Genomic DNA, 16,187 nt, shown 5'->3' with positions numbered 1-16,187 from the left:
CTGTTCCAGTTCCTCCTGTTCCAGTTCCTCCTGTTCCAGTTCCTTCTGTTCCAGTTCCTCCTGTTCCAGTTCCTTCTGTTCCAGTTCCTCCTGTTCCAGTTCCTTCTGTTCCAGTTCCTCCTGTTCCAGTTCCTTCTGTTCCAGTTCCTCCTGTTCCAGTTCCTTCTGTTCCAGTTCCTCCTGTTCCAGTTCCTCCTGTTCCGGTATTAGTTTTTGGTGGTTCTACAGTAGGTGTAGGTAATTGAACATTATCATTATTTTTAACTGGCTCCACCACAGGACCACCCATATTAGTTGGCAGTTCCGGCTTTTGTGGCGCTGGTGCATCTGATAATTTGATTAGTGGATCTTTCTTTTCCACCGACACATCATCTGGCTTATACGTCACTGGTGTAATTGGTGATTTATTATTTCCGATTAGGTCTGCTAAATTAACGTTTGGTTTTTCGCCAGGTTTGTCATCTTTTTTTGCAGGATCAGCAACTAAATTTGGGAACATAGACTGTAAATTGCTTCCTGTAATACGATCATCTTTTTTCTCTTCTGTATTACTTGCTAGTTTTACGGTTTCTCTTCCTGCTGTGCTAAATCCTTTGTCATACACAAGATATCCTGATGTTCCAAGTAAAGCTGCTGACATTACTGATATAGCAACTTTTTTCCCTAAATTATTATTGTTCTCTTCCATGCATTTTCCCCTTTTCCCATCTTTATTGAATCCAGCCGTTTGTTTTCATTTCTGTTAGTTTTTCTTGTGCTGCTCTTACTTCAGCTTCATTTTCATTTGCTTGTACTGTTTTTCTTAAGAAGCGGTTCGCTTCTTCATATTTTTTTTGTTTAATTTTGAACATCCCAAATGCAAAATTCACATGTGGATCTTCATCATTTTGCGAATATGCTTCTGCGAAAAATTTCTCGGCTTCATTTCCTTGTCCCACTTTATCGTATAAAATCCCTATATTCACAAGTGTATTTGTATCTCGGGTCCCACTGTTGACAACTCGATTATAAGCTTCTAATGCTTGTTGATACGCAGCATTACTTTTTCCACCATCTCGCGATTCGTAAAATTGACCAGCTTCATAATATACAATTCCTAGTTGATTTAGTAACTCTATATTTTTCATATCCTTTTGGATTGCAGCTTGTAATACTTGAGATGCTTGTTGATAATTCGCCTCTTTTTTCGCACTATCAATTAAATTTGTTTTATTCCAAAGCACATATAAGTTTGAAAGTTCAATTGTATATATAGCGTTCTTTGAATCTTGTGTAATAGCTTCTTTAAAGAACGATTCAGCTTTGTCTAACTGCACAGTTGCCGTAGCTAGTTGTCCTTTTAAATACGAAACAATCGCCTTATCTTCATTTGTTTTCGTGCTCATTTTGACGATAACGTCTTCCGCCTTTTCAAATTCTTTCATCTTCATATGACTTACAGCTAAATCTCTCATTGCATCTTTTTTATACGGTTCAATTCCTTTTGCATTATTCGCTAATGCTTGTTCGAAATTCGGAACTGCTTCTTGATATTTTCCAATGCGGAAATTTGCTGAAGCTAATAAATAGGCAGCTTCATTATTTTCTTTATCAATTTCTCTATCCTTTATTAATTTGGTAATATAGTCGATTGCAATTTTATTCTTTCCTTCAGCAACGTAAATTGTTGCTAATTGAAGATGCGCTTCGTCTTTTCCTTTCACTGCAATTGCATGACCAACAGCCTCTTCTGCAAGTTTATATTTTTTATCATGATAGGCTTGCCTTGCTTGTTCCATAAAGTGTTGATATTTAGCATTCGTTGTATAGAAGTAATACGCCGTAGCACCACCTATAACGACAATTGTAATTGAACCAATGATCAAAATACGTTTTTTATTTTTGCTCCACCATTTTGAAAAGGCAGACGGTTCTTTTTGTTCATGCGTTAATGTAAGAGGTTGATTCGATGCTTTTGCATTTAAAATTTCATCATCTATATCATATTCAACTTGTTTTTTTGTTTGTTTTCGGCTCTGTAGAATGCTATTTGGAACTGTAATTGTAGCTGCTGCTTCCGTAAATGATGTTTCTTGTTCTTCTTTTATCTCCTCAATAATGCTTTCAATTTCCTTTTTTAACGCATGATCAATGTTTGGAAATTGTACGATTCGTGAATAGACGAAACAAGCAAATTCTGCATTGTTTTCTCTCTCCAATTCAGTAGCTAGTTCCAAATAACTTTGTAGCACCTTTTTTGAGTTTATTCCAGGCTCTTGACTCTCTATTGTTTGAATGATATATGCGAGTTCTTGTTTTAGAGCAGTTGATGGATTAAGTGAATTGAAAATTGTTTTATATTCATATAATGCCGCTTGCTTAAATCCTCTCTCTTCTAATAATCTTGCAATTTCCAAACATTTCGATACAAAAAGAGACTGTTCTTGTTCTGACTGCTTTTCTGTATCAATTTTTATTATCTCTCTTGCACTATTAAATGCATCGTGCCATTGTGCAAAGCTTGGACATTCTGCAAAAGTTTTACTATTCCATGCCTGCTTAAATAACTGTGCAATTTCCCCATTCCATTGATTATGTAATACTTGCTGAAGTAATGCATATCTTTCACATTCTGTCTGCATTTCTTCCGTTTTAAAGTAACTTGCATCAGTCCATTTTTTATTTCGAACTTCTTCACTACACCAACTTAATATTTCTCCTAATAATATAGCACCAGCAAATCGATCGGCTTCTTTTTGCCATACTCCACTTGTCAAATACTTTGGTGCGTAACCCGCTGAACCTGCTGGCAATAATGAAGGTCTTTTCGTTTTTGGGCCATACATTTGCTCAACATCAACAAGCTCAATACGGTGTTGACCTTCAATAGGATTTTCACTTAGAAAAGGTATTAGTACGTTACTAGATGACAAGTCATTATGAGCAATCTCATTTTCTTCCATTATCTTAAGTGTTGTTAGAAATGCCTCTGCAATAAAAAAACATTGTTGCTTTGATAGCATTCGTTGCTCTTGTAAAATATCAGCCCAAGTTGGCCCTTCAATCCAAGGCATCACAATACTATTCGCAAGATCTTCTGACTTTTCAATTACAGATGTATGTTCTTCTTTTGTAACAATGTAGCGTGAACATACTTTAAGACCCGCTAAGGAAGAAAGTGGTTTCAAAAATACTAATTGATGTTTTTCATCACGATAGCGTTCCTTAAAAACTTTTAATGCTATTCGTTCTACACTATTTTCATGTTGTAGCTGATATACCGTTCCTTGTCTACCTTCTTGCCCATATGGCATATCAATTCCCATAACTGCTGGATGCTTTGAAAAATGATACGCATCTTTATTTAAAATAATTTTTTCTCCTACTTCTGGCCTGAATCCCATTTTATCCCCTTGCTCTCATATGACGATTTTTAAAGAAAAGACCAGGAACAATAGCTCCTGGTCTTTTGCAATTGTTCTGCTATTAATATGAGCTATCCGCGTTACGGAAGTTAGTAGCAATGTTTTTCAAATCAGTAGAAATATGTTCTAGAATCGGAATGTATTTTTGCATTTCTTGTCTAGCACTTTCAAAGTTCGCTCTGAACTTATCTTGTGTTGCCCCAGACCATTGTCCCTCTAAACTCTGAATTTCATTTCCAAGGTTATTGATTTGTTGTTGAGCTTCAGCTGCTGCGTTTGTAAAGCGTCCAGCGATTTGATCAAGTTGTTCAGGTGTAATTTTAATTTCTGCCATTCTGCTTTTCCCCTTTCAATCTATTAATATCATAACAATTAGATTATAAACTATATTCACACTATTTTTAAAGGGTTAGTTTACAAAAAAATAGTATTTTTTTGCAAATTACCCCAGTTTTATATTTTTTCTGTCGATTCTAACCATTTTCTAGCAATCTTTTTTGTTAAATCATGTAGTAAATGTAGTGGTGTAAAAGCACATTTTACTTTCATAGGTTTCCTGCGTACAAAATATCCTTCCCCACTCTGGAATTCTTGATCCATTTCCGTATGCTTGAGCTTTATATTAAAGAAATACACATCATTATTTTGCGTAGTGCCTAATAAATAACTACAGCTTCGTTTTCTGATTTCCGCAAACCATTTTTCATGTGAATAATTAGTTACACTTGAAGTTGTAGCAGCTGCAACAAAATGGATCCCTTTATTTCTTCCATTTTGAACAATTTGCTCTATTTTATTTTTCGCATCAAAATCAGTAGATAATAACGCCAGCATTTGATCAATATCATCAATAACAATAATAATCCTTGAATATGGAAATTTCATTTTTTCATTTGGATTTAAAGACGGCATGACCACTTCTCTATTATTTATTACTTCTAGCAGCTCATCTAACATTTCTTTTAATTGCATTCCATCTGTAATTCGCTTTTTAACATGTGGTAATTCTCCAAGAGCCAAAATACCCGTTGTTTTTTCACTTAAATCAATCATGAATAATTCAATTTCTTCAGGTGCATGTTGATAGGTAAGAGAAAAAATTAGTGTTTGTAATAAAGATGTCTTACCACCTTCAATTCTTCCTCCAATGAAAATATTTGTCATTTCCTCCAATGAAAAGTTTTGCAAGCGAATATCTTCTGTTTCGATACCTACACAAATTTGTGACGATTCTGATTGCTCTAGCATGTCTTCAATAAACAACTGTTTCGGAACCATTGGAATTGATTTTGCTTTCTCTCCAGTCCATGCTCCATTCATTTTTTGAATAATTGTTTTTAATTGCTTAGAATATTCCAATTCATTTTCTCCAATGAAAGGCAATGCTGCTTGGAATAGTTCTGGGGGCTGCCCTTTCGCTAAACCACGTCCAGATGGTACATCAATTAATGGGAAGTTTGGTCTTCCAACTAAACTATAATATTCTGTTCTATCTTGTAATTCAAACGAAATTGCCATCGGAATATTGTTACGAACACGGTCAAACATATCAGTTGTTTGGTTGAGTGATAAATGAAAAGAAATACCGTACGTACTTGATTCACGTAATAATTGCTCTAAAATTTCATTTTCCTTCTCATACTCACTACGGAACCTAATATAACCATCTATCATTACGACAATAGCTGGAATCTTTGTTTCTACCATTCGGTTATACATCGCGAAAGATTTTGCTCCCCTATCAGAAAAACATTCTTTTCGATATGTGACTTCCTTCTTCAAAAAGCTAAACAACCGTTTCATTTTTTCAACTTCGTCTTCTTGTACAATTCCACCCACATGTGGTAAATCTCTAAAGTCTAAAAACATGCGACCAAAATCAACTACATAGAAGTTTACTTCCTCTGGTGTATGAGACAATGCCAGAGACATAATAATTGTTTGTAATAGAGTCGTTTTTCCTGTACCTGGCATACCGTAAATATTTAAATGCCCCTCTTGAACATCTAATTTCAAAGGATACTGCGCTTGATTTGCCACATCGTCGATTAGTCCTACCGTTAACTGCAATTTATCTTCTCTTTGCTTCCATACATCCGCATTCCAATTCTCTATTTCATAGAATTGATTTAATAATAGTTTCTCTGGTAAAGGTGCTAACCAAGGTCCTGGCAACGCTGTAATATTTTCTTTTTCGGATACGTTCTGTACATATTGAATAAAAGCTTGTAATTGCTTTGGACTATTTGTCATTGGTTTTGGACGCTTTTTCACTTTTATTCTTTCACCCGAGAGCTTAACTTCTGTAAAATCAACAATATCAAGAACTTTCTCTTCATCTGGATTATAAGGTGCTCCGCTCCATGCTGATTGGAATAATTCCAATACTTCATTGCTACCAACTTGGAGATACCCTCGTCCTGGTACATTGATTTTTGATGCATCTGGAATCTTTAACATTTCACGACTATCCGCATCATCTTGGACACGTAAACAAATTCGAAAACGCGAGTTACTCCAAATCTTGTCATTTACAACCCCCGAAGGTTTTTGGGTTGCTAATAATAAGTGAACTCCTAATGTCCTTCCTATTGCAGCGACACTAATTAGCTCGTCCATAAATTCTGGTTGTTCCTTTTTCATTTGAGCAAACTCATCAATGACAATAAATAAATGTGGCAAAGGTTCTTTTTCACGCCAGCTTGTTTCATAATATTCATCTAAATGTTGAACATTCCCAGCCTGAATAAACAATTTTTGTCTTCTCTCTAATTCCGCCTTTAATGATATTCTTGCACGCTCAATTAAGTTCGGATCTTCTAAGTTTGTAATAGATGCGATAATATGTGGTAATCCTGCAAATGTGTTTGACATTCCGCCACCCTTATAATCGATAAGCATAAATGCCATCTCATGAGGGTGATAGGTAGCCGCTAATGCGGCTATAATAGACTGAATCACTTCACTTTTCCCTGAACCTGTTGTACCAGCCATTAAACCATGCGGACCATGTCCTTTCTTCTCAATTTTATCGTGAATATTTAGAAACACAGGTTTACTTCCTTCTCTTACACCGATTGGAACCGGCAATGAAGTCGGATATCGATTTTTATCCCATCTCTCTAGCACTTGTAACTCTTCCATTTTTTTCACTTGAAACAAATCTAAAAAAGTTAATACTTTCGGTATGTTAGCCGCTGTAGAACTTTTCATTCGAATAGGAGCAATACTTCGCGCACCTGATTCACATCGTTCGAATGAAAGTCGGTCTACTTTAAAACTAGCACGCGTTGTCCCGCTATTTTCAGCTGAGCTTGAAAATGTTTCTACTAACTCACCATTTTCTCCGTTTAAGCTAATAACAAGATCACATTCCATCGGCAATCGTTCTCTCTGTTCTGCAAATATAAACGTAGATGCTCCGACACTTTCTCCTTCTCTAAGTAACATTGGAATTAGAGGATCATCCTCTAAAAACTCTCTCGCAGATAAGAAAAATACATAAATTGGGATTAAAGGTATTTTCGCATCCGCCTGTGCAGAGGAATTATAAATTCTACGCATATTAAGTGGTGTGAACAACGCTTCAGCTAATTTCTGAGCGTCTTGTTGATTTTCAGATAGAAAACGCATACTCCTCTGCTCATCCCATACATGAGGAAGCCATCTCATCCAATCCCATTGTTTTTTCTCCTTCTCATGATAAAAGGCTGCTATTTTCACTTCATTTGGCGCATGATGTGTCATAATTTGCGTCGTTACAATTCGAATAAAGTTCAACCTATCCTCTTTATTTCCAACTACACCGATTACATCATTTTTTTTCAAAGATATTGAAATATGTCCATTAGGAATTGTAGTAAAATCCCTTTTGACATTTTGTGCTTCTGTAACTAATGGATTTTCTTCGTAGCCTTTCTGCTCAGGCACTTTCAACTCTACAAGGAATGGCCTTTCCCCCGTTCCAATACGAATATCTAAAAAATCTGGGCTTTCGGGTGTTCGCTCCCATAAGTTACTTTCTTGATTTTCAATTCTTTGCACACTTTTTAATGGACTTGGATTTTGTGTAATTAAATACTTTGCTTGTTCAACCTTTAACGTATCTAATTCCACTCGACGCTTTTGAATTTGCTCTAAGTATCTTGTTTGTAATTGTTCAACCATTTGACGATGTTCTTTCTTTCTACGTAAATGCCCCATCGATGTAAATATATATGACCCTAACATAGGAATACTAGAAACCATCATAAGAGGCATATAGCTTGAATTCATTTTCATAACCTTCATCATCACAAAGTATAATACTAGCGTCAAAATTGTCATCGCCGCTGGCAATATCATCGTTTCAATTGAAAATTTCGGCTCCTCCGGTATATTCGGTGGATCATGAATAATAACATTCCCTGTTGGTATATCTACTTTCACACGCGGAGAGCGTTGAAAATACGGTGATTTTTGCACAAAACATTTCTCCTTCCCCATCCAAAAACTATTACTCAATGATTTTCCATACATAATCTTCTTCACTAGAAGACATATCTTGTTTAACAGGTTCATTATAAACTTCTTCTGCTGGCATCATTTCAAAAGAAGGGATAATTGCTCCTTTTTTATGTAGCATTACATATTGTCCGTCCCACACATCATTATCGCGTAACGTTTCATCATTTCGAATAGAATGCCACTCTTCTTTATCTTTTGCCACTCTAATTTCATAGATCTCGCTTAATGCTTCATCTATTTTTTCATGATGTAAAATCGCTTCAATAATTTGCACCACTTTTACGTCATTTGGAATTGCAATATCAATTTCTTCATTTGACTGTTTTATGTATGTCACAATAATCTCTTCCACATTTATTCACCTTTTTCTCCATCATGTTTGTTACCAAGAAACATCTAAAAATGAAATATCATCGCTTGTCGGAGAGTTCTGTGCCCTCTCAATTTCTTTTAACACTTCCTCAAAATTATACTGCATAAGCGGCACAAGTCCGTCTGAGTGAATAACTATCCGATTAGCTTCTTGCCTAGATAATGCCTTTGAAAAAACCGCCAATTCCCCACCAATAATGCCTCGCTGTGTAGACCATCTTTTCTCTATATTTCTATTAAACTTCATTATATTCGAACAATTCTCCTTATCTTGAAACAATTGTACAAATGAATCACCATGTGTAACTATCGTTATTTGTACTTTATCTTGATTTGGAATGAGTTCTATTTTCCCGCCAATAAACATCGTTTCACTACCTTTTGTTCGCTTTTCTTCCAAAACATCAAGTAGTAACCACGGTGTTTCTTCTGGCAAGCGAAATGCACTCACTTCCTCTGAAGCTTCTTCTATCCAATTATTTAACTGTTCATTTAATAATGTAGCAATATCCAGTCCACTTTCTTGACATGTATCAAACAAGTTTACTAACTTCATACCAAGAAATTTCGCAGCGATTTCACCATGAAAAGACATTCCTACACCATCACATAATGCAAAGGTAACACTAGTCCCATTATCTTGAAATATAAGAAAATCTTGTCCACTCTCATTTAAGTCTTGCGTTTCTTTAGCTCTTACGTAACTATATCGATATGTAAAATTTTCACCTTTCTTCTCTTGTAATACTGTTTCTTTTTCTTGCGACAGGATATACTTCACTATTTTTCTCCCTCCTATCGAACCGGCGTTGCAGCAGACATTTGAAATCCAAGTGATACTAAATCTGCATTTGTACCTGGAAACATCATCACTGCACCATCCCCAATATGAAAACCATACTCAGTCATCATCTCACGATAACTTTGAGGGATAGGAGAGGAAAGTCGTTGCAACTTTGCACCATATTCATCCGTAATTTCTGTATGTGGCATAATCCCTTCCCACTTCTTTATACTAGTAATTTGTTCTTGCATAATTTCATCCGAAATAAAGATATTTTCAATTAGTACATTTCCATCAGGTACAGACATATTCATAATTCTTCGCACAATTAATTCTGGATCTTCGCCAGTTGAAGCACCATCTGTCATATGACAAACAACAGGAGCTGGCCCATCTTGTAAATTCGGTAATTCCTTTTGCAATAACTTCTCCACTACAGAGAAAGCCTTTGCTGTATCAGTTAAACGATGCGTTTGAATTTTTTCTAGTGGACGTAGTCTTGCTACTTCATCTATTGTTTTCACCCCACCCAAAAGATCAAAAACTTGATCGCTATAAGCTAAAATAGATAACTTATATCTTGGAAGCAATCGACTACCTTTTGTCGAACGAAATACCATTTGGCGAATTGCTAAAGAAAGAGCATCCGTTACAATGTCAATTCTCCTTTTTTCTTCTCCCTCTACATCCATCATTTGATTCATTGATGCGCTTACATCAAGAAGATAGATTATATAAGCTGGTGTTTGTTGTGTTGCTTGAGTTTGATATAACATGTTTCATACCCTTCCATCCATTATTATATGAACTTTTTTTATATTCACATTTCATTATAACTTATGAATTTTCTTTTTCTCAATTTATTATAAAATGTTCTCGATATAATTTACATATTTTCACACAAAAAGATATTTTTCTTCTCTTTAACTTATGTTTAAATATACAAAACCCTTCTATATTCATAGAAGGGTTTTAATATTATGGTATAAGACGAGTACAATCTCTCGGAAAAGCACTAGCCTCTCGTACATTTGTTAATTCTAATATTTTATATACAATCCTTTCTAACCCAATCCCGAAACCTCCATGCGGGGGACAACCGTATCGGAATGTATTTAAATAAGATTGAAATTTCTCTGGGTGTAATCCTTTTTCTTTAAACGAAGCGAGTAACATTTCATAATTATGAATTCGCTGTGCCCCTGACGTTATTTCTAGCCCTTTATATAATAAGTCGAATGAATCAGTAATAGCTGGATTCTCTTTATTTTGCATCGTATACATCGGTCTCGCTTCTTTCGGATAATGTGTAATGAAAACAAATTCACTATTATATGTTTCCTTTACATATTTCCCTAGTAACTTTTCACCTTCTGTATCTAAATCCCCTACAGGAGATTCTTTACGATACTTACTTTTCAAAATTTCTTGTGCTTCTAACAATGTAATTTTAGGTATTTCAGTAATAACAGGTACTTCTATTTGTAATAGTTGTAGTTCTATTTCACATTTTTTCGCTACTTGTTGAAACATATATCGTAAAACATCCGTTTCTAGTTGCATCACTTCATAAAAATCATGAATAAAACCAAGCTCTACGTCTAACGATATATATTCATTCAAATGACGGGAAGAATTATGATGTTCCGCTCTATATACAGGTGCAATTTCAAAAACTCGTTCTAAGCCACCCGCTACCATCATTTGCTTATAGAACTGTGGTGATTGTGCTAAATAAGCTTCTTTTTGGAAGTATGGAAGCTTAAAAACATTTGCTCCTCCTTCTGCCCCTTGTGAAACAATTTTCGGAGTAAATATACGTGTGAAATCGTTCTCTATTAGAAATTCACTAAAGCTCTGAACGAGTGTAGATTTCACTTTAAAAATCGCTGCAGTTCGCTCATGCCTTAATGATATTACCCGCTCATTAAGTAGTTGATCTAAGCCAACTTGTAACTTCTTTTTATTTATTTCAAATGGAAGTGGCTCTGCACCGTTTATTACTTTCACTTCATGAGCAAGTACTTCAATACCCAATTCCGTTTTCGACGTCTCGACTATCTCACCGATTACATGGACAACACTTTCTACATCAACTTTATATCCGGCCAATTCATTTTCTAATACACATTGAATTACTCCTGTTCTGTCCCGTAATAATAAAAAACTAACATTTCCAAGGTGCCGAATTTTTTTTACCCATCCTTGAAGTAATACAACCTTTCCACTTTGCTTTGTACATTCTTTTGTGAGTGAACGCTTCATTATTGAATCCATTATTTTTCCCTCCAGTAATTTTATATTTATTTACGTTATTGTTGTCATCGTCATCATCCACGGTCACTCACCCCCTTTCAAAGAATACAAAAATCCGCCCCTATAAATAGGGACGGATTTTTTTCCGCGGTACCACCCAAATTGTCATACTGACCATCTTAGCCCTGATAACGGTAGGTACCGTTTGCTTTTACTAATAATCACGTTCAAAGCAACACTCACAGGTGTCTTTCCATCATGCGGTATCGCAACCTTCCCAGCAACCGGCTGCTCTCTGTAGACCTTTGCACCATGTACTTTTCCTGATCATCACTTTTTATATTTACAGAGTATTCTAACTCTTCATCCTATAAAATGCAAGCACTTTTAAATATATTTTGATTTTTCACATCCAGTTTTGTACAATCTCCTCTAAAGCCATTCCACGTGAACCTTTCAGTAAAACAACATCTTTTTTCGTTATAACTTTCAATACTTCCTCTGCTATTTTGGCTTTATTATCAAATGACTTTATTTTTCCTGTATGATAGTTCTTTCTTGCTTCTTCCGCTACAATTTTGGCTAACTCTCCATACGTAAATACATATTGAATGCTCTCCTCATTTAACATTTCACCAATTTCTCTATGATATGTTTCAGCTTTCTTGCCTAACTCCAACATATCCCCAATCACTATAATTTTTTTCTTATAGGCATTTAATTTCTGCAACGTTTCAATTGCAGCCTTCATGGAGGAAGGACTGGCATTCCATGCATCGTTAATAATTGTAAAACCTGTTTTAGCGGTTAAAAACTGAAAGCGCATTTGTGTAATGTTTATTTGCTGCAATGCTTCTTGTATTTTTTCTATAGGGACTTTGTAAAATTGACCTACAGCGATTCCGACAATCGTATTAAAAATATTATGTTTTCCATGTAAGGGAACATCGTACTGTATTTTTGAATGATTTAATTTAAAATGAACACCATATTCATCTAATTGTACGTTCGTTGGAAACAAATCATTTGTATACTTTCCACCAAACGACTTACCTTCTATACCTAGCATATTAATATTTTGAGAAAGTAATGGCTCATCACCATTATATAAGAACAGTCCACCGTCATTTAATCCGTCTACAATTTCAAATTTAGCCTTCGCAATCTCTTCTCTTGATCCAAGCGTTTCTAAGTGTGACTGTCCAATCATTGTAATGATCGCTACATCTGGCTGTGCTATTTGTGCTAAGTTTCGAATTTGTCCCGTTTCGCTCATTCCCATTTCAAGTATTAAAAACTCTGTATCCTGTTTCATTTCTAAAATCGTTAGTGGTAAACCAATTTGACTATTTAAATTCCCCTTCGTTTTATGCACACGATAAGTTGTACTTAATATCGTGCTTATTATATCTTTTACCATTGTCTTTCCATTACTACCAGTAATTCCGATAACTTTCACATTACTTGTCTTTCGGTAATATCGCGCTATTTTTTGCAGTGCAAGTAATGTGTCATCTACAAAAATAATCGGTATTCCTTTTGGAGGATCACCGTAAGACTTTTTCCATAAAGAAGCAGCCGCACCTTTTTCCATCGCTTCTTTTACATAATCATGTCCATCTTTCACCCTAATAATCGGAACAAACAAATTCCCTTTCGTAATTTTTTTAGAGTCAATACAGACGCCTTGCATCTCTATATAATGAAATGATTCTTGTAATCCTTCACCATTTACTATCTCTTCCAATTTATTCAATTGTAGTTGAATCAAATCGTCACCTTTTTCCAATTTTTACATAAAACCCAATTTATTTACGCATATTAATAAAAAATTTTATAGCGAGGTGTGTATATGCAAAAAGCAATTAGTTTCTTTCTCCTATTGTTTTGCCTAATTGTAGTAAACGAAACATACGCCTATTCACCAAAATCTTTACCAATCTCTCAAAACTCTGATCAATGGCAAGTGAATATTGATAAACCGAAAAAAACAAACAAGAATATGCTTCAAGCTAAAAAAGATGAATTTCAAACATATCATTTTTCAGTAAAGAATGTTGGGAATAGTGAGGTATATAACGTAAACGTCGAAGTATTCCGCAACGAACCAAATAAGAAAACGAAATATGAACTCTTTTCCCTAAAGGAAAGTCGTTTAGCAAGTGGAAAAACTGGATTTGAACACGCTAATTTACCTGTTGCTACAAAAGCGGATGAGGTTGATGTTATTATTACATGGCAAGAACACCCATTCCGATCGATGCGAAATGGTCAAAAAGTTGAATCTAGAAAATTTAAAGAGCATTTTGTTTTTAAAGAAGCTAAAAAGTAAATGGGATCCGGATATATTCACACTAACATTGATATAGCTTTATTTACTAGTACCAGTTCGTAAGCAAATTAAAAAGTCGTGGCTTAATGCCACGACTTTTTATATTAATTCGTACTAATGCCTCTCGCTGCCCAAATGCGATCGATATCAGCAGCATGTTGTCCGCCATATAAAAGAGCATCCGCTTGCTTAATCGCTTTCGCTCCATCACTGAATTTAGAGTTTGGTGTTAATGACCAGTGTGATTGTAAAATGATTTTCGTTGCTACATCACGGCCAAAAGCTTGTGCCATTTCGTATTGACCTTGAGCCCAAATTTCACCATCATCATGCACTTCATTCGTTATATCTTTCGGATATACTTTATTCGTATCTAATCGGCGTAAGCATGTTGGATCTGAACTAGAATAAGCTGTCGCATCCCATTCTCCAACACATGCTTTACCATATCCAGTAGTCGATACTGCATCTTCATATGTAGCACCTAAGAAGTCGCCAAATCCTTCTCCCATCGCTCCACCTTCTGCTGAACTACCAAAGCCAGGAACTTGGTTATCTTGAATCGAATGCCCATATTCATGTGCGATAATACCAGCATCTTCTGCATCATCAACACCGCCAGTACCGAAAGTTAAAGCTTTTGTTGATGGAGAATAGAATGAGTTATCATCAGTTGTACCATTAACATTCACTTTTATCGAACGGTTATTAATATTTTTAAAACCTAGACTTTGAATGTAACGTTGCAATGTATCGATATGATAGTACGACATAACATCTTCAAAGCTATCATTTGCGCGTGTATAGTTAAATTGTAAATTCGTAGATTTTGTTTTCGCTTTTGAAGAAATCGTTACATATTCTCCAATTAAAAATCCTGTTCCATCTAAACCTTTTAACGTAACAGTTTTCAGTTGGTTCGTTAGAGCTGTTGAATCTGCATCGTTATTATCTTTTAAGCCTACTTTACTACCGCTAGATACGACTGGGTTAGGTAAAAATACTTTTCCTGACCCTTCAGCTTTTCGGTTTATATCAACCTTTTTAATTAACTTTCCATTTTCTGCATCAATAAATGTTTCCCATGCACCAAATGGATTATTAGAATGGACTACAACTTTATATACTGGACGAGCAATTCCTTCTTCAACAATATATCCGAACTCTTTATCTGTAGGAGCCCATAAATTTTGCTCACTTGCTTCTCCAACATACGCCATTGATTTTTGTATTGCATCTTTTTCACTAATTTTTGTCGTTACTTCCTTCACACCTGTAACAGGCTGATAATCAGAAACAGCGAGTACTCCCTTTCCCTCTCCATTAAGAGTAACTGTAATTTGTTTTGAAAATACAGGCGCACCGTTAACAACTTGTTGGAACCTAACATATGAAGCTACTGACGTTTCTGTTGTAGAAATATATTGCAAGTCTGAAAGGTCTGTTTTCAATCCATACTGCGCAGCATTTTCTTTTAAATATTCAGTTGCTTTTTTCTGTGGCGAATAAGCTTCTAACTTTACTTGCTGTTGTTTTTCCAATGCCGAAACCGTAGAAATCGTCCCCATTACTAACGGTACAGTCATTGCCATTGCCACCATTTTTTTATTAAACATAGAACCACTCCCCCTAATAAAGTAGCTCAACCTTATCCCATTACCACTAGGCAATCATTCCCCACAAAATGGGGGGATAAAAATTGAATCTACGAGTAATTCTCTATAAACACTTCTATTACCTTTTCATTTAGGGTAAGTGAAATTTTCTCAATATTTATGTGTAAAGTGAACACAATACTTTAGAAATATATTTCTAAAGCAATTCCTTAACTCTTAAGCTTTTTAAATGACTTTGTAAAAAAATAGGCTACTTTTTACCTAACGATAGGTTGAAAAAAATATTAATGAATGATACGATTTATATAACCTTTTTTTAGGAGGCTTTATTATGAGCAAAAGTGAAGAAACACTCTCTTCAATTATGGAAGCAAGCTATCGACTGTTTGCCGGACATGGTATTACCAAAACGACTTATTCAATGATTGCTGAAGAAGTCGGAATTGCTAAACCGTCCATTTATTATTACTTTAAATCTAAAGATGCATTAATCGAATGTATTTTCACAGAATTATGTGCTGCGATGCAGTTTTCTTCCTTCTTCCATACAGAAGAGTTTACGAAAGAAAATTTTATTGACAAATGCATTGAAATTGGATTCAAAATAATTGATGAACAGCAGAACGATCCTTATTTTAATCGTGTGTTGCAAGAATATGTATTACTATCTTCAAGAAATGATATGTACAAAGATCGATTACTAACTGTGCAAACAGAATATTTACAAGGATTTGAATCCCTCCTTACAAAAGCAAATGAGCTTCAATTGATTGAAAATAAAAATCTAGTTTCAAAAGCTCATATGTTAGCATTAGTGCTTGATAATGTCGGGAATTTTATGATGTTACATGTGGATATAGATTATAGACAAATATGGATGGAAGCTGTAAACAGTATTTTTGAAAGAAGGGATTGAA

General features: G+C 35.1%; 11 protein-coding genes, 1 pseudogene and 1 other annotated feature. Of the genes and pseudogenes, 2 read left to right on the top strand and 10 right to left on the bottom strand.

Annotation, left to right across the window (positions count from 1 at the left end; genetic code table 11):
- The 9 genes and pseudogenes from CQ064_RS34045 to CQ064_RS11970 all read right to left on the bottom strand — a co-directional run.
- A pseudogene (locus tag CQ064_RS34045) lies at positions 1 to 688 on the bottom strand (hypothetical protein); the annotation flags it as partial.
- 22 nt (positions 689 to 710) lie between these two features.
- Positions 711 to 3,383 (bottom strand): tetratricopeptide repeat protein, encoded by a 2,673-nt coding sequence (locus tag CQ064_RS12010; RefSeq protein ID WP_000506911.1) that lies wholly within the window; start codon positions 3,381 to 3,383, stop codon positions 711 to 713.
- A gap of 82 nt (positions 3,384 to 3,465) precedes the next feature.
- Positions 3,466 to 3,738 (bottom strand): WXG100 family type VII secretion target, encoded by a 273-nt coding sequence (locus CQ064_RS12005; RefSeq protein WP_000807833.1) that lies wholly within the window; start codon positions 3,736 to 3,738, stop codon positions 3,466 to 3,468.
- Between the two features lie 119 nt (positions 3,739 to 3,857).
- Positions 3,858 to 7,868, bottom strand: a complete 4,011-nt coding sequence (essC, locus tag CQ064_RS12000) for a type VII secretion protein EssC (protein ID WP_001172772.1) — start codon at positions 7,866 to 7,868, stop codon at positions 3,858 to 3,860.
- Positions 7,869 to 7,899: 31 nt separating this feature from the next.
- A complete protein-coding gene (locus CQ064_RS11995; protein WP_000391139.1) occupies positions 7,900 to 8,262 on the bottom strand; it encodes a ubiquitin family protein in 363 nt (120 codons plus the stop codon).
- A 30-nt stretch (positions 8,263 to 8,292) separates the two neighbouring features.
- Complete coding sequence (locus tag CQ064_RS11990) at positions 8,293 to 9,066, bottom strand: hypothetical protein (protein WP_024927870.1); 774 nt, start codon at positions 9,064 to 9,066, stop codon at positions 8,293 to 8,295.
- Positions 9,067 to 9,077: 11 nt separating this feature from the next.
- Positions 9,078 to 9,842 (bottom strand): vWA domain-containing protein, encoded by a 765-nt coding sequence (locus tag CQ064_RS11985; protein WP_000966848.1) that lies wholly within the window; start codon positions 9,840 to 9,842, stop codon positions 9,078 to 9,080.
- A 202-nt stretch (positions 9,843 to 10,044) separates the two neighbouring features.
- Positions 10,045 to 11,343 carry an aspartate--tRNA(Asn) ligase gene (gene aspS, locus CQ064_RS11980; protein ID WP_000377339.1) on the bottom strand — a complete coding sequence of 433 codons (1,299 nt, stop codon included), beginning with the start codon at positions 11,341 to 11,343 and terminating at the stop codon, positions 10,045 to 10,047.
- A gap of 105 nt (positions 11,344 to 11,448) precedes the next feature.
- Positions 11,449 to 11,662: a binding site (T-box leader), on the bottom strand.
- Between the two features lie 66 nt (positions 11,663 to 11,728).
- Positions 11,729 to 13,093 carry a UDP-N-acetylmuramoyl-tripeptide--D-alanyl-D-alanine ligase gene (locus CQ064_RS11970; protein WP_000615481.1) on the bottom strand — a complete coding sequence of 455 codons (1,365 nt, stop codon included), beginning with the start codon at positions 13,091 to 13,093 and terminating at the stop codon, positions 11,729 to 11,731.
- An 81-nt stretch (positions 13,094 to 13,174) separates the two neighbouring features.
- Between CQ064_RS11970 and CQ064_RS11965 the strand changes: the two genes are divergently transcribed.
- Positions 13,175 to 13,654, top strand: a complete 480-nt coding sequence (locus CQ064_RS11965) for a hypothetical protein (RefSeq protein WP_001167912.1) — start codon at positions 13,175 to 13,177, stop codon at positions 13,652 to 13,654.
- Positions 13,655 to 13,758: 104 nt separating this feature from the next.
- On the opposite strand, the gene CQ064_RS11960 is transcribed toward CQ064_RS11965, so the two are convergent.
- Positions 13,759 to 15,270 carry a M36 family metallopeptidase gene (locus tag CQ064_RS11960; RefSeq protein ID WP_000482274.1) on the bottom strand — a complete coding sequence of 504 codons (1,512 nt, stop codon included), beginning with the start codon at positions 15,268 to 15,270 and terminating at the stop codon, positions 13,759 to 13,761.
- A 331-nt stretch (positions 15,271 to 15,601) separates the two neighbouring features.
- Between CQ064_RS11960 and CQ064_RS11955 the strand changes: the two genes are divergently transcribed.
- On the top strand, positions 15,602 to 16,186 hold the full coding sequence (locus tag CQ064_RS11955) for a TetR/AcrR family transcriptional regulator (protein ID WP_000045217.1): 585 nt from the start codon (positions 15,602 to 15,604) through the stop codon (positions 16,184 to 16,186).
- Position 16,187 lies beyond the last annotated feature (1 nt).

This window comes from Bacillus sp. MYb78, from assembly GCF_002975115.1.
Lineage (GTDB): Bacteria > Bacillota > Bacilli > Bacillales > Bacillaceae_G > Bacillus_A > Bacillus_A cereus.
The sequence above is the reverse complement of the archived record's forward strand: the minus strand, read 5'-3'. Positions and strand labels throughout refer to the sequence as shown.